The sequence below is a fragment of the Serratia sp. MMO-28 genome, assembly GCF_037199905.1.
GTDB lineage: Bacteria > Pseudomonadota > Gammaproteobacteria > Enterobacterales > Enterobacteriaceae > Chania > Chania oryzae.
This window is the reverse complement of record NZ_JBBCVB010000002.1, coordinates 191,871-209,435: the sequence shown is the minus strand read 5'-3', so window position 1 is coordinate 209,435 and position 17,565 is coordinate 191,871. Positions and strand designations below refer to the sequence as shown.

The following is a 17,565-nucleotide window of genomic DNA, read 5'->3' as shown; positions in this document are numbered from 1 at the left end:
CTATCAGTTATTGATAAACTTTTCGCCCAGCTCGATATCTTTGTGCAGTACGTCCAGCATTTCGTTCAGCGCTTGCTGTTCGAACGCGCTCAGCGAACCGATGTCTTTACGTTCTTCAACACCGTTTTTGCCCAACAGCAGTGGTTGTGCGAAGAAGCGGGCATATTTGCCATCGCCTTCAACGTAGGCACATTCCACAATGCCTTTCTCGCCGCTCAGTGCGCGCACCAGAGACAAGCCGAAACGAGCCGCCGCCTGGCCCATAGACAGGGTTGCGGAACCGCCACCGGCCTTGGCTTCAACCACTTCGGTACCCGCATTCTGGATGCGTTTGGTCAGGTCAGCCACTTCCTGCGCGGTAAAGCTCACGCCAGGGATCTGCGACAACAGTGGCAGAATGGTCACGCCAGAGTGGCCACCGATAACCGGCACTTCCAGCTCTTCCGGCTTTTTGCCTTTCAGCTCCGCCACAAAGGTGTTGGAACGGATAATGTCCAGCGAGGTAACGCCAAACAGTTTGTTCTTGTCGTAAACACCGGCTTTCTTCAGCACTTCAGCAGCAATCGCCACCGTGGTATTCACCGGGTTGGTGATAATCCCGATGCAGGCTTTCGGGCAGGTTTTAGCCACTTGCTCGATCAGGTTGCGCACGATACCGGCGTTCACATTAAACAGGTCTGAACGATCCATGCCTGGCTTACGTGCAACACCGGCAGAAATCAGCACCACATCAGCACCGTGCAGCGCAGGAGTCGCATCTTCACCGCTGAAGCCTTTGATTTTCACTGCGGTTGGAATGTGGCTTAGGTCAACGGCAACGCCTGGGGTAACGGGGGCAATATCATAGAGGGTGAGTTCAGAACCTGAAGGAAGCTGGGTTTTGAGTAGAAGGGCGAGGGCCTGGCCGATACCGCCAGCAGCACCGAGAACTGCAACTTTCATCCTATACTCCTTTATTATCTTAAATATAAAAGCGCCGTGAATTCTTTGGCTCGGACCTTAATTTATTACACCTTTAAAAACAACCTATTAACAGTCGGTTTTAGAGCTGGCGCAATAAAATGGCCGATGTCGCGATCATTTTAGATTAAATAGCTTACGCATTAAGGGCATAGCGCACACTAATCGAAAATTGTGCGAGGATCTTCACTGGCGAGTTAACCGACCGTTACATTACACCCTTACATAACATCAGAACAACATCATTTTAATAACATTTTCTTTACCGCAAAGCTGACTCGTTTCCTGCGTCAAAAGGGCATATTCATGAGGTGCGGACTTTGTTAAAATGCCGCCCTCTCCTGATTTTCCCTGCCCTGTTCCATGGCGTTCCTGATTGCAACATTGCATAAAAATTCATTTATATGCATAATAATAATCTCTATTCTCAACATTCCACGGTGCAAAATGCGTAATCCCGCAAAGCAGGAAGACCTGATCAAGGCGTTTAAAGCGTTATTGAAAGAAGAAAAATTCAGTTCTCAAGGCGAGATCGTTTTAGCGCTGCAAGAAGAAGGCTTCGAAAACATTAACCAATCCAAAGTGTCTCGCATGCTGACCAAGTTCGGCGCAGTGCGCACACGCAATGCCAAAATGGAGATGGTTTACTGCCTGCCGGCGGAACTCGGGGTGCCTACCACCACCAGCCCGCTGAAGAATCTGGTACTGGATGTCGATCACAATGACGCCATGGTGGTGATCCATACCAGCCCAGGCGCCGCACAGTTAATTGCCCGCTTGCTGGATTCATTGGGCAAATCCGAAGGTATCTTGGGAACGATCGCCGGTGATGATACGATTTTCGTGACCCCCGCCAGCACATTTACCACACGCCAACTCTTTGAAGCCATTCTCACGCTGTTCGAACAAGAACTATGATGCATGCCGTTAACAAAATAGGGCTGGCGCAGGCCGTATTTTGTTAACGTTTTCTAGACATAACGCTCGCCCCTCAACATTCCCCCCCACGTTTAAAACTGCTTATTTGCCGACTTACAGCATATCCCAATGACAATTGCGTGTGGGCAATCAGTAGTATCTGTGATGTTCCGCACTTTTAGTCAAAAGCACTCATCCCATTGAAGTTACATAAATTTAACATTAACAGCTCATTTAATCATCGATTTTTATTCCATTGCGCTATTAAAAACAGCAATGAACAAATAAAGTTTCACTAGAAATTGTTAGCTGACTATTAATTTTCTCAGTTACTAGATGTATACTCATTTCGTGATGTAAATCACAGTTCATTGGATCTAATAAAAGAATACCAAGAGGCCAAATCATGAAAATTAAAACCACCCTTGCAGCGTTCAGCCTTCTCTCCGTGCTTTCTTTTGGATCATTTGCAGCACAATCCATTGATGCACCTCAGGCCGAAAAACTGCATTCTGTAGGAACCATCACCGTGAGTGGCGTTGGTACAGCACCTTCAGATATCCGTCAGGCGCTGTCTGCCAAAGCGGATGCCAAAGGTGCCACCGCTTATCGTGTGATCGAAGCGCGCAGCGAAGGCAACTTCCACGCCACCGCAGAAATTTATAAATAACACAATGTATTACGTGCTAATGCGTAATCACTCTGCCCGGATAACGGTCTTCAAGTATAAAAAACGCTGTAAAGCCCTTCCAGACTGTTATCTGTAAACAATTAAGGAGTTAACCTCATGAACATGAAAACAACCATCGCTGCGCTTAGCCTGCTCTCTGCCGTTTCTTTCGGCGCTTCTGCCGCTAATCTGGTGAATGATGCCCAAGCAAGCGCTCTGCAACCTGTAGGCACCATCAGCGTGAGCGGCGTAGCCGGTGCACCTTCTGATATCCGCCAGGCACTGTCTGATAAAGCCGATCAGCAGGGTGCCAAAGCCTATCGCATCATCGAAGCCTATGAAAATGGCAACTGGCACGCGACAGCAGAAATTTACAAGTAATCACTAAGAGAGCGCATTTACTGAACTACCCTCGTCATTGCCACTGCCGAGTTCCAAGATAAATGCCTATTTCCTAGAAAACCTCGTCGTTTTATGCGACGAACATTATTGCCCTCGCTTGCGAGGGCTTTTTTATCCCGATAAAAAAGGCCGCATTCGCGGCCCCAGACTGCTGACAAAGCCCGTTATTAGGGAGAGCGTGCCGAAGGGGTCGTAGCGGCGTAAGCCGCCGGAGCGCCCCTCGGTGCGCTAGGCCCGAGTATCTCGGGTTTAAAAGCTACTTTGTCATCAACCTCAGGCCGCATTCGCGGCCTAAGGTTGCTAGATGGCAGGCAAACCTCTCAGTAATCCTCTTTCGGCTCGGCCTTTTTTGCCAACGCCGCCAACAGTTTGTCATGAATACCGCCAAACCCACCGTTGCTCATCACCAGAATATGGTCACCCGGCTGTGCCGTTTTAACAATCATCTCCATCAGCGTATCGAGATCGGCGCTCCAATGCGCTGGTTGCACACAGGCATCGGCCACTTCGGCTACCTGCCAGGGGATGTGGTGTGGTTGGAACAGGAACACTTCATCAGCGCGGCCCAGCGAAGGTGCCAGCTCGTTTTTACTGATCCCCATCTTCATGGTATTGGAACGGGGCTCCAATACGGCCAGAATTCGCGCCCTGCCCCCCACTTTGCCGCGCAGTGCGGCCAGCGTGGCAAGAATGGCGGTCGGGTGATGAGCAAAGTCATCATAAACAGTCACACCGTTGGCTTCGCCACGCAGTTCCAGGCGGCGGCGAGCATTAATGAAATCACCCAACGCGCGGCAGGCATCGGCGGGTTGCACGCCAACGTGGCGGGTGGCCGCGATCGCCATCAGGCCATTATGCATATTGTGTTCACCCACCAGCGCCCAGTTCACCTCGCCGACCTTATCACCATCGAGGAAAACCTCATAATGGCTGGCATCCGGGGTCAGCTTGTGCGCACGCCAGGCTCCCTCATCACCCACCAGTTCCTGCTCGCTCCAGCATCCCATCGCCATCACCTGTTTCAGATGCGCGTCATTGTCCGGCAGAATGATTTTGCCCTTCCCCGGCACCAGGCGCACCAGATGGTGGAACTGCTTCTGGATCGCTTTCAGATCGTCAAAAATATCAGCATGATCGAATTCCAGATTGTTCATGACCAGCGTACGCGGGCTGTAATGCACAAACTTGGAGCGTTTATCGAAGAAGGCACAGTCATACTCATCAGCCTCAATCACGAAGAAGGGGCTGCCACCGAGACGAGCAGAAACATCAAAGTTACCCGGCACGCCGCCGATCACGAAGCCCGGTTGGTAGCCACAGGCCTCCAGGATCCAGGTCGCCATCCCGGCGGTAGTGGTTTTACCGTGCGTCCCGGCCACTGCCAGCACCCAACGATCGCGCAACACGTGATCGTGCAGCCACTGCGGGCCAGAAACGTAAGGAATGCCGAGTTCTAACACCGCTTCCACACAAGGATTACCACGGGTCATCGCATTGCCGATAATCACCAGATCCGGTGCGGGATCCAGTTGTGCAGGATCGTAACCCTGGATCAGATCGATCCCCTGATTTTCCAACAGCGTGCTCATCGGAGGATAGACGTTGGCATCTGAGCCGGTAACCTCATGCCCAAGCGAACGCGCCAGCATTGCCAACCCGCCCATAAAGGTGCCGCAGATCCCAAGAATATGTATGCGCATTAGGTTTCTCATTTAAGTGCATCGATTTAGTGCTTATTCTAACGCTCAGAATCGCCGAGAAGAAATGGATTTGCCTATGAATGGCGTAATGCTTTGGGCTACACTGGCTAGCGAAAACGTTGGCGGTTTGTTAACAAACCGCTATCCATCCGTAGATTCAGGGATTGTGTCATGAAAACGTTAGGCGAATTTATCGTCGAGAAACAGCACGACTTCTCTCACGCCACCGGCGAGCTGACTGCGCTACTTTCTGCAATTAAACTGGGTGCCAAAATCATCCACCGCGATATCAACAAGGCCGGTCTGGTTGATATTCTGGGCACCAGCGGCATTTCCAACGTACAGGGCGAAGTTCAGATGAAACTGGACCTGTTCGCCAACGAAAAGCTGAAAGCCGCATTGAAAGCACGCGGTGAAGTTGCCGGCATCGCTTCAGAAGAAGAAGACGATATTGTCATATTTGACGGCGAACGTGCTGAAAATGGCAAGTATGTAGTGCTGATGGATCCGTTGGACGGTTCGTCCAATATTGATGTCAACGTCTCTGTCGGTACCATTTTCTCGATCTATCGTCGTATCACACCGGTTGGCGTGCCTGTCACCAAAGAAGATTTCCTGCAGCCTGGCAACGCTCAGGTTGCTGCCGGTTACGTGGTGTACGGTTCCTCCACCATGCTGGTGTATACCACCGGTTATGGCGTACATGCCTTCACTTACGATCCGTCCCTGGGGGTGTTCTGCCTCTCTCACGAGAAAGTGCGTTTCCCGGAAAAAGCCTGCATGTATTCCATCAACGAAGGTAACTACATCAAGTTCCCGCTCGGGGTGAAGAAGTACATCAAATACTGCCAAGAGCAGGATGAAGCGACGCAGCGCCCTTATACCTCACGTTATATCGGTTCACTGGTTGCCGACTTCCACCGCAATCTGCTGAAAGGCGGCATCTACATTTATCCCAGCACCGCCAGCCACCCCAATGGCAAGCTGCGCCTGCTGTATGAGTGCAACCCGATGGCGTTCCTGGCCGAACAGGCCGGTGGCAAAGCCAGCGATGGCAAAAGACGCATTCTGGATATCATGCCGGAACAACTGCACCAGCGTGCGCCGTTCTTCGTCGGCACCAAATCCATGGTAGAAGATGCAGAACGCTTTATTGCCGATTTCCCAGACGAATAAGCCCGTTCCGTTTCTCCTGGCAGCGAGAACTTCGCTGCCAGGATTAATCGCCTTACCCGCTAAAAACGCTGTCAGCCTGCCGGGGCGCTGAAGACACGCTGCTGTATCCGGTTAACATCCACATCGCGCACGTAGCGCGCAATACCGCCATAATAGCTTTCGTGATAGCCGTATTCCGGCTTGCGCAATTCGGCTAGCACGTCCGTTTTAGCGGCATGTTCAAATACCAACCGATACATCGCCACTATCAGCCCGGTACGATCGCTACCGTGCCAGCAGTGAACCAGCATCGGCTTCTGGGCAAAGCGAATTTCCCGCAGCGCACTGACCACGACGTCATCATTGATGACCGCAGCGTTCATCGGCACCCGACGCAGTACCAGCGTTGTCCCCTTTGCCTCACTGTCATCATCATTCCACTGGCGCAGGTTAAGAACCGTTTTGATGCCGCTCTGCTCCAACGCCCGCATTTGCGCTGAATCAGGCTGGGCTGAACGGTATAAATCCGCAGAAACCTGATGGTAGTTCTGAGGCAGCCCCAAAACCGTGGCATGAACGGCCAGGCTACACATCAACAAGGCTGACACTGCCAGTAATTGCACTTGATAATATAAGGCCGAACTTCTTTTCTTCCCGCTGCGCTGCAACCTATCAATCATGACCAAACTTCCTTATCAGTTCTGAGGAGGCTTAATATACCTATACCCGGCGTATTTAATAGAGGGCGGCGGTATGGCAAGCCGTCGGTTAATGCCATCTTCCCCCTCGTCTACGGGCCGAATAAGGCCTTGGCAGCTTAACCCGTGCCGCTGGTTGTGCCTGAAAAATCGCAGTACTTTAAGAGCGTTTTGGCTATAATTAGCCACCACTCCCTTTCTGGTTTGATTAAAGGAAACCGACATGAGCTTGAATCTGGTCCCTGCTGGCAAAGACCTGCCGGAAGACATCTACGTAGTTATCGAAATCCCGGCTAACGCCGATCCGATCAAATATGAAATCGACAAAGACACCGGCGCACTGTTCGTTGACCGTTTCATGTCGACGGCGATGTTCTACCCGTGCAACTACGGCTACATCAACAATACGCTGTCTCTGGACGGTGACCCGGTTGACGTTCTGGTGCCTACACCCTACCCGCTGCAGCCTGGTTCAGTGATCCGTTGCCGCCCGGTTGGCGTGCTGAAAATGACTGACGAAGCCGGTGAAGATGCCAAACTGGTTGCCGTACCGCACAGCAAGCTGACTAAAGAATACGATCACGTAAAAGACGTGAACGATCTGCCAGAACTGCTGAAAGCACAGATCACTCACTTCTTCGAGCACTACAAAGATCTGGAAAAAGGCAAATGGGTGAAAGTGGACGGTTGGGCTGATGCCGCCGCCGCTAAAGCTGAAATCGTTGCCTCTTTCGAACGCGCCAAGAAATAATTCTTGCCCGTTGAGATGAAGAACGCCGCTCATTGAGCGGCGTTTTTTTATTGCTTTTCGTCCAAACGCTTCAGCCAGTCACCACACTCGATCCGTGGAAAACCCTCTACGCTGTGCTTATACAGGTAGATCCACGCACTCCCATAAGGTGTCTGAATCAGTTCGCGCTTATAGTCCCTGGTATTACTTTTCAATTCGTCCAGCTCTGCCAGAATCGATGAGTTAATACGATACACTTCGCAATGTATTGTACCCTCTCCAGGGATTGCAGCAGGGTAATGGCCCAGATTATAAATCTGATAACCATCGAGCTCATGTTCGCCCAACCATTGGGCGTTAGTCATCCAATGGCTGTTCCCCTGCTTGCGTCGTAAACTGCCGTAAACAATGATTCGCATAGCTTAAAACTCAAACTGATAGAGCACATCCAGTGCTTGGTCAATACCAGACACTGCTTCCAGATACAACCTAGGCATCAGGCGGTATCGCAACGTCAGCGTGGCCAATGAGTCGAATATCCCCACCCCATATTTTACTTGTAAGCCGGGGAGGACATAGCCGCTCACCACTACCTGGGAGCTGTCGCCAACTCCTTCCGTATCCAGGGCCAAATTACTTACGCCAAACGCCTCGCCGATTTTACCCACAAGTTGACCACTTTGTGCAACCCCCATGCCAATTAACATTGAGGTCATGGCGTTGCCATCAGCCCCGGTACTGCCCAAACCTTGGCCCCGCAGCAGGTAAGAAAGCGCTTCCTGCTGAGATAGCGTCGGATCCGAGAACACCTCAAGCCTTGGCGCATCGGCCATGCCGGTCACCCGTACCCCGGCGGTCACACCGTCCTGGGTGGCGTCTGGGTTACGCACCGCTTCGATATTCAGCAGAGGCTGATCGGGCGGGCCAGAGAATAGCAGTTGGCCTTTGCGTACGATCAGATCCTGCCCGTAAGCGTGGAAACGCCCCGATGGAATATCAATCTGCCCGTTCAGCCCCAGGCCGTTGCGATCCTGTACCACCCGCAGGTTACCACGCAGCATGGCTTTCAGGCCGAAGGCATCCAGCCGCACGTCGTTGCCGATACGCACCATCAGGTTACTGTTGATCGGGATCGCTGCCGTGGCCGGTTGAATCGGCTTCAGTTGATTGTCGAGCATCACTTCGTCACGGGAAACACCCACGGCACTCTCCGGCAGCTCCTGCACCGTGATGCGCGCCCATGGGATATCGACCGAACCGTTGAGTGAAAACAACTGTGGCGTTGCCTCAAAGACCAGATCCGGCGAAACATCAATGCGCACCATCGGCGGTATCGTTACCCGCAGTTGATTGCCTTTGGCAGCAATGCGCGCACGCCAGGCATTGATATCGTGCCAGTCGGCATCGCCCGCCAGATTCAGTTGCCCATGCGTAGTGTTGAGCAACCCTTCCAGCGTCGATGTCATACCGTTGAAGTTCACCGCCAGGCGGCCTTCGGTCATGTCAAACGGCATCCAGTGGCCGGTGATTATCGCTTTATCCAACGCCAAACGGCCAAATACCAGCGGCCTTTGCGCGCTGCCGCCCAACTGCAGATTGGCATTCAGCATTCCCGAGGCTTTTTCGCCCTGCGTCAACATCGGCTTCAGCAGATCCATCGAGATATTGGTGATATTCACATTGCCGCTGATATTACGGCGCACCTGCGGATCGGCAATCTGAATATTGCCGTTGAACTGCCCATTGTTGACCAGCTTGATCAGCCAGTCAGCCTGTACGCGACCATTGTTCATGCCGGCGTTGAGATTGAGCGTCTCAAAAGCGATCGGCAGTGCGCTGCCCTGCATCTGCTGCACCACTTTCACGCCGTTGCCCGCCAGCGAAACTCGCGCCTGTGGCAGCGCACCGCCCGGTTGCCAACTGACGTCCGCCCGGCCGCTGAAGACGCCACTCAGCGCAGTATCCGGCTCGATAAATGGCTTAATCATTGCCAGATCAAAACGGTTAAGCACCACGCTGGCCTGGCCGCTGGCCCCGGCTTCAATGGTTCTCGGCACACACAGCTCGGCATTCGGGTTCTGCCAGCAGTGTGGCCCAACGCTGATTCTCTGCTGCGCATTCAGGTAATCCAGCGCGATAGAGCGAGTCAGACGCCATTCACCGACTGGCGTATCAAAGCGGGTATTGTTGAGATCGCCGCGCCAACGCTGCTGCTGGCGATCAAAGCTGCCCGTCAACTGAAGTTGCCCGGAAACCGGATTACCCTCAACATTCAGTTGCAGCCGATGCTGGCGTTCGCTGCCACGCGCATCCAGCGTCAGTAAGTTGAGCTGCAGTGCATCCTGCTTCAGTTGTTCAACCCGTACGGTCAACTGCCCTTGGATCTGGTCGGCAGAGCGCACATCCCCGTCCACTTTCACCCGATTGATATGCAGCGCTTGCCATTGCAACCCCAGCGCCGTCAGATCGGCCAGCAACTGCGGTGCCTGCAGGTTGCCACGCAGCCTAAGCTGGCCCCTGACCGTTCCCCCCAGCCCCGGCAGAGCGCCATCCAGGTGTGGCGCATCAATGTTGGCATCCAGATTCCAGTCTTTCTCATCAAGCTGGCCTTTGGCGCTAAGCGTATTGCGCCCCAACGCCAGTTCGATACCGGGTATGCGCCACTGCCCGGCGGCATTACCGCTGAGCGTGCCACGAGCCGAGACTTTGTTTTGCTTCACATTGCCATCGAGCTGCAATACCGGTACCTGCAGTTGCCAACTGCCGCCGTGCAAGCTGCCACGGGTGGTGATTTTGCCATCCAGCCGTGCTGGCCACTCCGGCCATTGCTTAGCGATATTAATGCCGCTGAGCGTCAGCTGCGACGTCCAGCTTATCGCCTTGCTCCAGTCCACCAGCGCGGTGAGATCGGTATTCCCCTGCAGCGCCGCCACGCGCAGGCGTTCGAGCCTGAACTGTGCCAGATTGCCTTTACCGTCCAGCGTCAACGCCGCCGGTGGCAGATCCTGCCCCTGGAGATTCGCCCGGGTCGATAGCGCGTAATCGGCGGCTGTGCCGTTGAGGCGCAGGCGTAAATCGTTCACCTGATACTGTGCTTCACCGGCCAGTGGCCACTTCAACTGCTTGCTTTGCAGCGTCAGAGCCAGCGGCAAGCCGGCTGTTACCAACCGGGTTTGCGCATCAAGCTGCGCACTCACTGGGCCAGAGAGATTCAACGTCGCTTTCAGCTCTTCACGCAGCGCGCCGTCGATGTTCAGCTTCACCTTTTCGCCTTTCAGCGGATCGATGTTCAACGCACTGTTGACCGCAATAGCCACTGGCCAACTGCCGGTCAGCGTTGCCTGGCCTTTGGCTGAAAGGGAACCCTGCGGCGATTTCACGTCGAAACTGTCGAGCTGAATGTGCTGATCCAGAGTGCTGAGTTGCAACAGCAGGCTGGTGATCAGCACGTCGTTATCACCGGTCAAACGCCACTGTTCACCGCTGATTTTTTCAACTGTGATATCAAGCGGCAGGTGGATTTCCGGTAATTCGGGTAGCAACGGTTTGCTGAACAAGGCTTGCAGGGTTTCCGCCAAGGGTTTTTCAGCAGACGCGGGCTCTGCCACCTTTTTCACCGGCGCATCAGCGACGGGTTGGGCCGGGCTTTTCGGCAAAGCAATCAGCAAAGAACGGATTGAGGTGGGCAGCAAAGTCAATGCACGCTGCTGCCACTGGGCACCAGAGCGGAACTCTCCGAGCGAAATAGCAGTATCATCCACGCTGACCTTGACGTTATTCAACGCCAACAGGCGCAGCGTAATCGGGTACGGCGTGCTGAGGTTGGTGAGTGGCTCGCTGGTTTCCGGCACCGGAGCGGCAGGAGCCATGTCAGCGGTTTTCACCACCACATCCACATCTTGCGCGCTTAACGCATTGATACACAATGAACTGTGTTTGAGGCAGGAGAGATCAAGCGACAAATGGAACTGCCCGGCATTAACCGCGACGCCTGGCATCTGGTACTTCACGCCTTTCAGCGTCAAATCACGCCAGCCACCGCTGACGGCGGCAATATCCAACCCCGGAACCCAGCGCACCGCCCCGTTGATCACCATATGCAGGCCGGTCGTCGTCCCCAACAGGAATGCCACTGTCCCCACCAGCAGGAACAACAGGATCAGGAACCCCAGACAAATCTTTTTTACCAGGCTCATAGTTCAGGCCCCAAACCGATATAGAACTGCACGCCGTGGGTTTCTTGATCCCCAATCGGTGCGGCGATATCCAGCTTCACCGGCCCCACCGGCGACTGCCAGCGCACGCCAACGCCCGCGCCGGTTTTGATATCACGCTGCCTGATATCATTCACTGCCTCCCCCGAATCGACAAACATCGCCCCCCACCAACGGCCGGTGACGTTGTACTGATACTCCAGCGAGCCCGTCAGCATTTTAGAGGCGCCGGTCAGCTTGCCACTGTCATCACGCGGGGAGATCCCCTGGAATTTGTAACCACGGATACTGCGATCGCCGCCGGCGAAAAAACGCAGGTCAGGCGGTATTCTGTCGAAGTTGTTAGTTTCAATCCACCCCACCTGGCCGCGCACCACAAACCGGTGTTTCTCCGCCAGAGTGCGGATCCAGACGTTCTGCGCCTGCAGCAGCGCGAAATCGGCGTCGGACCCCCAGGTGGTGTCGGAAATATCAATGGAATAACGTTGGCTATCGCCCCAGACCGGCATCAGGCCGCCGCGTGAGCGCGTACGGTTAACCGTAGCCCCTGGGTAAAGCAGCATGGTGGTATCGGTGACCAGCCCTTGGGTAAAGTGGTCCAACCGCCAGCTCATCGTTAACGCTCGCTGCCAGCCGCTGGAGAGATCCCAGTTACGGGAAACCACCATTTTGGTACTGTCCGATTGAGTATCGTTCAGATCGGTACGTTTGAAACCGCCCTGCAGCAGGTAATACTGTTCAAGCGGGCTTCTCAACAAGGGAATGCGATAGGTTAAATCCAGCTGTTGCTCCGGTGCCGAAATACTGGCACCGGTGGTCAGGCTCTGGCCGCGGTCATTCAACCACGGCTTGCGCCAGGTTCCTCTCACCCGCGGGCCAATGTCGGTAGAAAAACCACCCCCCAGCTCCACAATATTACTGTTACGCGGCGTCACCAGCGCATCCAGCGGTAAAATCCGGCTCTCTTTGGCGTCGTGGAAATCAGGGGATACCACCACGGAGTTAAACCAGTTGGTCGCGGATAAACGGCGGTTCAGCTCGGCGAGATCGTTCGAGCTGTAATAATCCCCCTGATGGAAGGGCACCAGATTTTGCAGGTAGTCATCACGGATTTGCGAGCCCTGAAATTTCACCTTACCGAAGTGGTAGCGCTCGCCGCTGTCGAAATCGATATCCCAAAAAGCCTTGTGCAGTTCCTGCGCAACACCAAGCTGGCTCTTGACCATATTGGCATCGAAGTAACCCTTGCGCAGTGCCAGCCCGGTCAGGGCATTTTTAAAGCTGTCATACTGGCCGTGGTTAAGGATTTCACCCACGGTCGGGCGGCTGCTCTTAACCAGGTTGAGATAATCTTCATCGGTGCGCGCGCCGCCTTCCAGGTTGATATTCACCCCAGCAATCCGTACTGGCTCACCAGGATCGACTTTGGCATACAGCACCGGGCGCGAAAGCGTCGGGCGATCGTCCAGCGTGAACTCAATCGTCGGCTCATAGTATCCCAGCGGCCGTAAGCCCTGACGGATAGCCGCATCCACGCGTGCGCGAAAGCGCCCCTCGGCGCTGACCTCTTCCGGTGTGATCCCCGAAAGACGCACGCGGACGTTGCTTTCCAACTCCCCACTCAGGCCTTGAACCTGCAGCCGCAAATTCGCCGCAAATACCGATGGCACAGCGAGCAGCACACATAAAACGCAAAGGACCGGGTATCGTGGCACACGTTCTCCTTAATTGATTTATTTCCTGCCAATACCTTTGCTCTGGAGCCAGGCATTTTCTTGTTAGCGAAAACAAGACGCATTCTTGGCTTTTTGCGCTCAAAATACTGCGTTAAGCTTATACATAAACACAACATAGACTTATTGTGGGCAAAGAAGTGGCCAGTTACAACTGACACACGCCACTCTTAGGTCAATTCTTACTGCAGCTACAGGAGTAAACCGTGGTGCAATTCTTTGATAAGTCTCAAACCGTTGATCAAGCAAACGCGTTACCTGGCCGTACCACGCCGATGCCGGTGGCAGCAACCAACGAAGTGACTGGCCATTCCATGACGGAGGTTCCCGCCGGGATGGAAGTCGCCATCTTCGGCATGGGCTGCTTCTGGGGCGTCGAGCGCCTGTACTGGCAACAGCCAGGGGTTTACAGCACCGCCGCCGGTTACAGCGGCGGATTGACACCAAACCCTACCTACCGCGAAGTGTGCAGCGGCCAGACCGGCCATGCCGAAGTGGTGCGCGTGGTGTTCGATCCGCAAATCACCAGTTATCAACACCTGCTGCAGGTCTTCTGGGAAAACCACGATCCGGCGCAGGGGATGCGTCAGGGCGGGGATATCGGCACGCAATATCGCTCCGCCATCTACTTTTTATCGCCAGAGCAGCAGGCAGCAGCGCAACACAGCCTGCAGCGTTTCCAGCAGGCGATGAATGAGGCGAAGGATAAACGCACTATCACCACCGAAATCGCGGCCGCACGGCCATTCTATTACGCTGAGGACGATCACCAGCAGTATCTGCACAAGAATCCCGCAGGCTATTGTGGCCTGGGTGGGATCGGGGTTTGTCTGCCACCACAGGGTTAATCCGTTGACCAGCGGTAAATTTTTAACCGCTGGCGGCCTTCACAGGGCTACTGCTATACTATGCAGGCTGCGTTTGCAGCCTGATAGCTTCCCTTCTGGTTGTTATCACTACTTTTTTCACAATATATACCCCCTCCGAAAAAGCGCCGTCATCCCGTCGGCACGAATGGATAGATTATGTTAAACAGTATTTTACTGATTCTTTTTCTGATTGCGGTGAGTGCGTTTTTCTCACTTTCAGAAATTTCTCTGGCTGCATCACGCAAGATCAAGCTCAAGCTGATGGCCGACGAAGGTAACGTCAATGCCGCCAGAGTGCTTAAACTGCAGGAAACACCCGGTATCTTCTTTACCGTGGTGCAAATCGGCCTTAACGCCGTGGCCATCCTGGGCGGTATCGTCGGCGATGCGGCCTTTTCCCCCACCTTCAAAGTGTTATTCGATCGTTTTCTGCCGCCGGAACTGTCGGAGCAAATCAGCTTCATGTGCTCGTTTGTGCTGGTGACCAGTATGTTCATCCTGTTCGCAGATTTGACCCCGAAGCGCATCGGTATGATTGCACCAGAGACGGTCGCCGTCCGGATCATCAACCCGATGCGTTTCTCGATCATGATTTGTCGGCCGCTGGTGTGGTTCTTCAACGGCATGGCCAACCTGATCTTCCGCCTATTCAAACTGCCGATGGTGCGTAAAGACGACATTACCTCCGATGATATTTATGCCGTGGTGGAGGCGGGTGCGCTGGCCGGGGTGCTGCGCAAGCAGGAGCATGAGCTGATTGAAAACGTGTTTGAACTGGAATCACGCACGGTGCCGTCGTCGATGACCTCCCGTGAAAGCGTGATCTATTTCGATTTACGTGAAAGCGAAGACAGCATCAAAGAGAAGATTTCCACCCACCCACACTCCAAATTCCTGGTGTGCGATGGCCACATTGATCAAGTGGTCGGCTATGTCGACTCCAAAGACCTGCTGAACCGCGTGTTGGGCAACCAGAGCCTGGTGCTGAGCAGCGGCGTGCAGATCCGCTCAGCGCTGATCGTACCGGATACCTTAACCCTGTCAGAAGCGCTAGAAAGCTTTAAAACCGCAGGGGAAGACTTTGCGGTGATCCTCAACGAATATGCGCTGGTGGTGGGGATCATTACCCTGAACGATGTGATGACCACGCTGATGGGCGATCTGGTCGGCCAAGGGCAGGAAGAACAGATTGTGGCACGCGATGAAAACTCATGGCTGATTGAAGGCGGCACGCCGATCGATGACGTAATGCGCGTACTGCACATTGATGAATTCCCGCAGGCCGGTAACTATGAAACCATCGGTGGGTTTATGATGTACATGCTGCGTAAAATCCCCAAACGCACCGATTTCGTCAAGTATGCGGGCTACAAATTTGAAGTGGTGGATATTGATAGCTACAAGATTGACCAGCTACTGGTCACTCGCCTGAGTGACAAACCCACCACCCTGCTGCCGAAAACCCCGGATGAATCCCCTCAGGCCTAAGTGACCGGCACCAGAAACATCAGCGGCCCCGATTGGGGCCGCAACTATTTGCAGGTTTACTCCTCAATACCGGCTTGCAAGACGCCGGGGATAGCGTATCAACCCATTTCGGCTTGCAGTAGCAACACCTGACGGTTGACCTCTGACATCACGCTGAAATGGCGTTTGTCACGCACCTTCGGTATCAGAATTTTGCCTTTGTCGAATTCGAATGCCCCTACATCTTTGATGTACAACCGCCCTCGGAACAGGGTTTTTACATATTTCGCCACTTTCAGTGGGTTATAACGCTGGAAGATTCTCATTGTTTTACTCTCCTCCCATTGGAGCTCTACGTTCAGCGAGCTGCAAAGCGGCGGCCTCGAAACCTGAAACGCAACTTATACTTGCTGTCTAGTAGACCTAGTAAAGACTATTTTGTTCCACTTCGCCTGGTTTTCTGCGCTGGATTTACACTTTTTGACAGAATTGTATGGAATTATTTATGGCTTTTTCAGTATAACCATTCAAAAAACGCATGATAGTAACCAGAAGGGAAAACTGCGATCCGGCTAACAGGACAGACCTCTGACAACCACCTATGCTTTAGGCACCTGCGTATCATTGATAATAATTTCCCCTTTCAGGAGAAAGCATGAAAAAAAGTAGCCTGCTAATAGTATCGCTGCTGTTGGCCCCAATGCTGGCCTCAGCACACAATTTCCAGCTCCAACAGCGCGTCGCCCCTATCGGCGTCAGCGACAAAGGTGAGTTGGATTACGATAACGATAAGTTTAGCTATAAAAGCTGGAATAGCGCGCAGCTCAGTGGAAAAGTCCGTGTCGTCCAGCATATTGCTGGCCGCACCTCCGCCAAGGATCTGAACGATCCGCTGATTGAAGCCATCAAGGCCGCTAAGCTACCGCACGATCGTTACCAGACGACGACCATCGTCAATACCGACGATGCCATCATCGGTACCGCCATGTTTGTGCGCAACAATATTGAAGACAGCAAAAAAACCTTCCCTTGGTCGCAGTTTATTGTCGACAGCAATGGCATCGTCAAAAAAGCCTGGGATCTGCAGCCGAAGGGCTCAGCGATTGTGGTGCTGGATCACGAGGGCAAGATCCAGTTTGCCAAAGATGGCGCACTGACGCCGCAAGAGGTGCAGCAGGTGATAACGATGCTGCACCAGTTGCTGAAATAATAGGTAGGAGCCCCGCCGTGGTTGTTGGCGGGGCCGTACTAAAACAGCGAAACCCGGAAGCCGGGGTTAAGAAAAGATTCACGCGGTGTATACAGCAGCGGCTTGCCCTGCCAATCGTGGATCTGTGCCCCGGCGGCCACCGCCACCGCATGCCCTGCCGCAGTATCCCAGATATTGGTTGGCCCAAAGCGCGGATAAAGCTGTGCTTTGCCTTCTGCCACCAGGCAGAACTTCAGCGATGATCCCACCGCCACCGTATGGTGCTCTCCCAACTGCTTCAGGTAATCTTTTAATTCATCGTCGCTATGGGAACGGCTGACCACCACCAGAGGCGGCTGCGCGTTTCTGACGCCGATCGCACGGCGTTGACCATGCTCTTCCTTCCAGGCTTTACCGCGTTCGGCCAGATACAAAACATCCATTGCAGGCGCATACACCACGCCCATCACCGCTTCCCCCTCTTCGATCAGGGCAATATTGACCGTAAACTCGTCGTTGCGGTGCAGGAACTCTTTGGTGCCATCCAGGGGATCGACCAACCAGTAGCGCGTCCAGTGGCGGCGCACGTCCCAAGCGGGTGGATCTTCTTCCGACAGCAGCGGTATGCCCGGCGTCAGCGCGGCCAAACCCCGTTGGATAATATGATGCGCGGCCAGATCGGCGGCGGTAACCGGTGAATCATCTTTTTTTTGTGCAACATCAAGCGGTTGTTCACCGCTGTACACCGCCATAATCGCCGCCCCCGCCTCGCGGGACAACTGGCAAATTTGCTCTAACATCATCCACCTCTGAAACTCAGTTTCTCGGGAAATTCCCCATGGCTATAGCTAGCAGCCTAG

Annotated in this window: 16 protein-coding genes; 8 read left to right on the top strand and 8 right to left on the bottom strand. The window is 53.8% G+C overall.

All coding sequences use genetic code 11. The features are described 5' to 3' along the window. Positions 1-3 precede the first annotated feature (3 nt). Positions 4-942, bottom strand: coding sequence for a malate dehydrogenase (mdh, locus tag WG891_RS02590; protein WP_076943033.1), 939 nt, complete (start codon positions 940-942; stop codon positions 4-6). A gap of 465 nt (positions 943-1,407) precedes the next feature. Between mdh and argR the strand changes: the two genes are divergently transcribed. The 3 genes from argR to yhcN (WG891_RS02575) all read left to right on the top strand — a co-directional run bounded on the left by argR (position 1,408) and on the right by yhcN (WG891_RS02575) (position 2,929). Further along, on the top strand, positions 1,408-1,878 hold the full coding sequence (argR, locus tag WG891_RS02585) for a transcriptional regulator ArgR (RefSeq protein WP_076943034.1): 471 nt from the start codon (positions 1,408-1,410) through the stop codon (positions 1,876-1,878). 406 nt (positions 1,879-2,284) lie between these two features. Next, the gene (gene yhcN / locus WG891_RS02580; RefSeq protein WP_337261451.1) at positions 2,285-2,548 is read left to right on the top strand and encodes a peroxide/acid stress response protein YhcN; all 264 of its coding nucleotides are present in this window, start codon (positions 2,285-2,287) and stop codon (positions 2,546-2,548) included. Between the two features lie 117 nt (positions 2,549-2,665). Then, the gene (yhcN, locus tag WG891_RS02575; RefSeq protein ID WP_156292741.1) at positions 2,666-2,929 is read left to right on the top strand and encodes a peroxide/acid stress response protein YhcN; all 264 of its coding nucleotides are present in this window, start codon (positions 2,666-2,668) and stop codon (positions 2,927-2,929) included. 341 nt (positions 2,930-3,270) lie between these two features. On the opposite strand, the gene mpl is transcribed toward yhcN (WG891_RS02575), so the two are convergent. Continuing rightward, complete coding sequence (gene mpl, locus WG891_RS02570; protein ID WP_337261452.1) at positions 3,271-4,650, bottom strand: UDP-N-acetylmuramate:L-alanyl-gamma-D-glutamyl-meso-diaminopimelate ligase; 1,380 nt, start codon at positions 4,648-4,650, stop codon at positions 3,271-3,273. Positions 4,651-4,821: 171 nt separating this feature from the next. Here mpl and fbp point away from each other — a divergent pair, with 171 nt between their 5' ends. Further along, entirely contained in the window at positions 4,822-5,826 is a 1,005-nt protein-coding gene (gene fbp / locus WG891_RS02565) for a class 1 fructose-bisphosphatase (protein ID WP_337261453.1), read from the top strand. A 71-nt stretch (positions 5,827-5,897) separates the two neighbouring features. Here fbp and WG891_RS02560 read toward each other — a convergent pair whose 3' ends face one another. Next, positions 5,898-6,485, bottom strand: coding sequence for a tyrosine-protein phosphatase (locus WG891_RS02560; RefSeq protein ID WP_337261454.1), 588 nt, complete (start codon positions 6,483-6,485; stop codon positions 5,898-5,900). Positions 6,486-6,726: 241 nt separating this feature from the next. On the opposite strand from WG891_RS02560, the gene ppa reads away from it, so the two are divergent. After that, positions 6,727-7,254: an inorganic diphosphatase gene (ppa, locus tag WG891_RS02555; protein ID WP_037396357.1), complete on the top strand. Its 528-nt coding sequence runs from the start codon at positions 6,727-6,729 to the stop codon at positions 7,252-7,254. A 47-nt stretch (positions 7,255-7,301) separates the two neighbouring features. On the opposite strand, the gene WG891_RS02550 is transcribed toward ppa, so the two are convergent. The 3 genes from WG891_RS02550 to tamA are packed head-to-tail and all read right to left on the bottom strand — an operon-like array spanning position 7,302 to position 13,162. Further along, complete coding sequence (locus WG891_RS02550; protein WP_156292744.1) at positions 7,302-7,652, bottom strand: gamma-glutamylcyclotransferase family protein; 351 nt, start codon at positions 7,650-7,652, stop codon at positions 7,302-7,304. Between the two features lie 3 nt (positions 7,653-7,655). Next, positions 7,656-11,429: an autotransporter assembly complex protein TamB gene (gene tamB, locus WG891_RS02545; RefSeq protein ID WP_337261455.1), complete on the bottom strand. Its 3,774-nt coding sequence runs from the start codon at positions 11,427-11,429 to the stop codon at positions 7,656-7,658. Beyond that, a complete protein-coding gene (tamA, locus tag WG891_RS02540) occupies positions 11,426-13,162 on the bottom strand; it encodes an autotransporter assembly complex protein TamA (protein ID WP_076943042.1) in 1,737 nt (578 codons plus the stop codon). The genes tamB and tamA overlap by 4 nt, the downstream gene beginning before the upstream one ends. 227 nt (positions 13,163-13,389) lie before the next feature. Here tamA and msrA point away from each other — a divergent pair, with 227 nt between their 5' ends. Together msrA and WG891_RS02530 are read left to right on the top strand one after the other, a co-directional pair. After that, complete coding sequence (gene msrA, locus WG891_RS02535) at positions 13,390-14,028, top strand: peptide-methionine (S)-S-oxide reductase MsrA (protein WP_337261594.1); 639 nt, start codon at positions 13,390-13,392, stop codon at positions 14,026-14,028. A gap of 177 nt (positions 14,029-14,205) precedes the next feature. Next, the gene (locus WG891_RS02530; protein WP_156292747.1) at positions 14,206-15,537 is read left to right on the top strand and encodes a hemolysin family protein; all 1,332 of its coding nucleotides are present in this window, start codon (positions 14,206-14,208) and stop codon (positions 15,535-15,537) included. Between the two features lie 98 nt (positions 15,538-15,635). Here WG891_RS02530 and WG891_RS02525 read toward each other — a convergent pair whose 3' ends face one another. Further along, positions 15,636-15,842 (bottom strand): DUF1107 domain-containing protein, encoded by a 207-nt coding sequence (locus WG891_RS02525; RefSeq protein ID WP_076943045.1) that lies wholly within the window; start codon positions 15,840-15,842, stop codon positions 15,636-15,638. A 329-nt stretch (positions 15,843-16,171) separates the two neighbouring features. Between WG891_RS02525 and WG891_RS02520 the strand changes: the two genes are divergently transcribed. Then, positions 16,172-16,726: a YtfJ family protein gene (locus WG891_RS02520; protein WP_337261456.1), complete on the top strand. Its 555-nt coding sequence runs from the start codon at positions 16,172-16,174 to the stop codon at positions 16,724-16,726. 38 nt (positions 16,727-16,764) lie between these two features. Here WG891_RS02520 and cysQ read toward each other — a convergent pair whose 3' ends face one another. Continuing rightward, positions 16,765-17,505: a 3'(2'),5'-bisphosphate nucleotidase CysQ gene (cysQ, locus tag WG891_RS02515; protein WP_337261457.1), complete on the bottom strand. Its 741-nt coding sequence runs from the start codon at positions 17,503-17,505 to the stop codon at positions 16,765-16,767. Positions 17,506-17,565 lie beyond the last annotated feature (60 nt).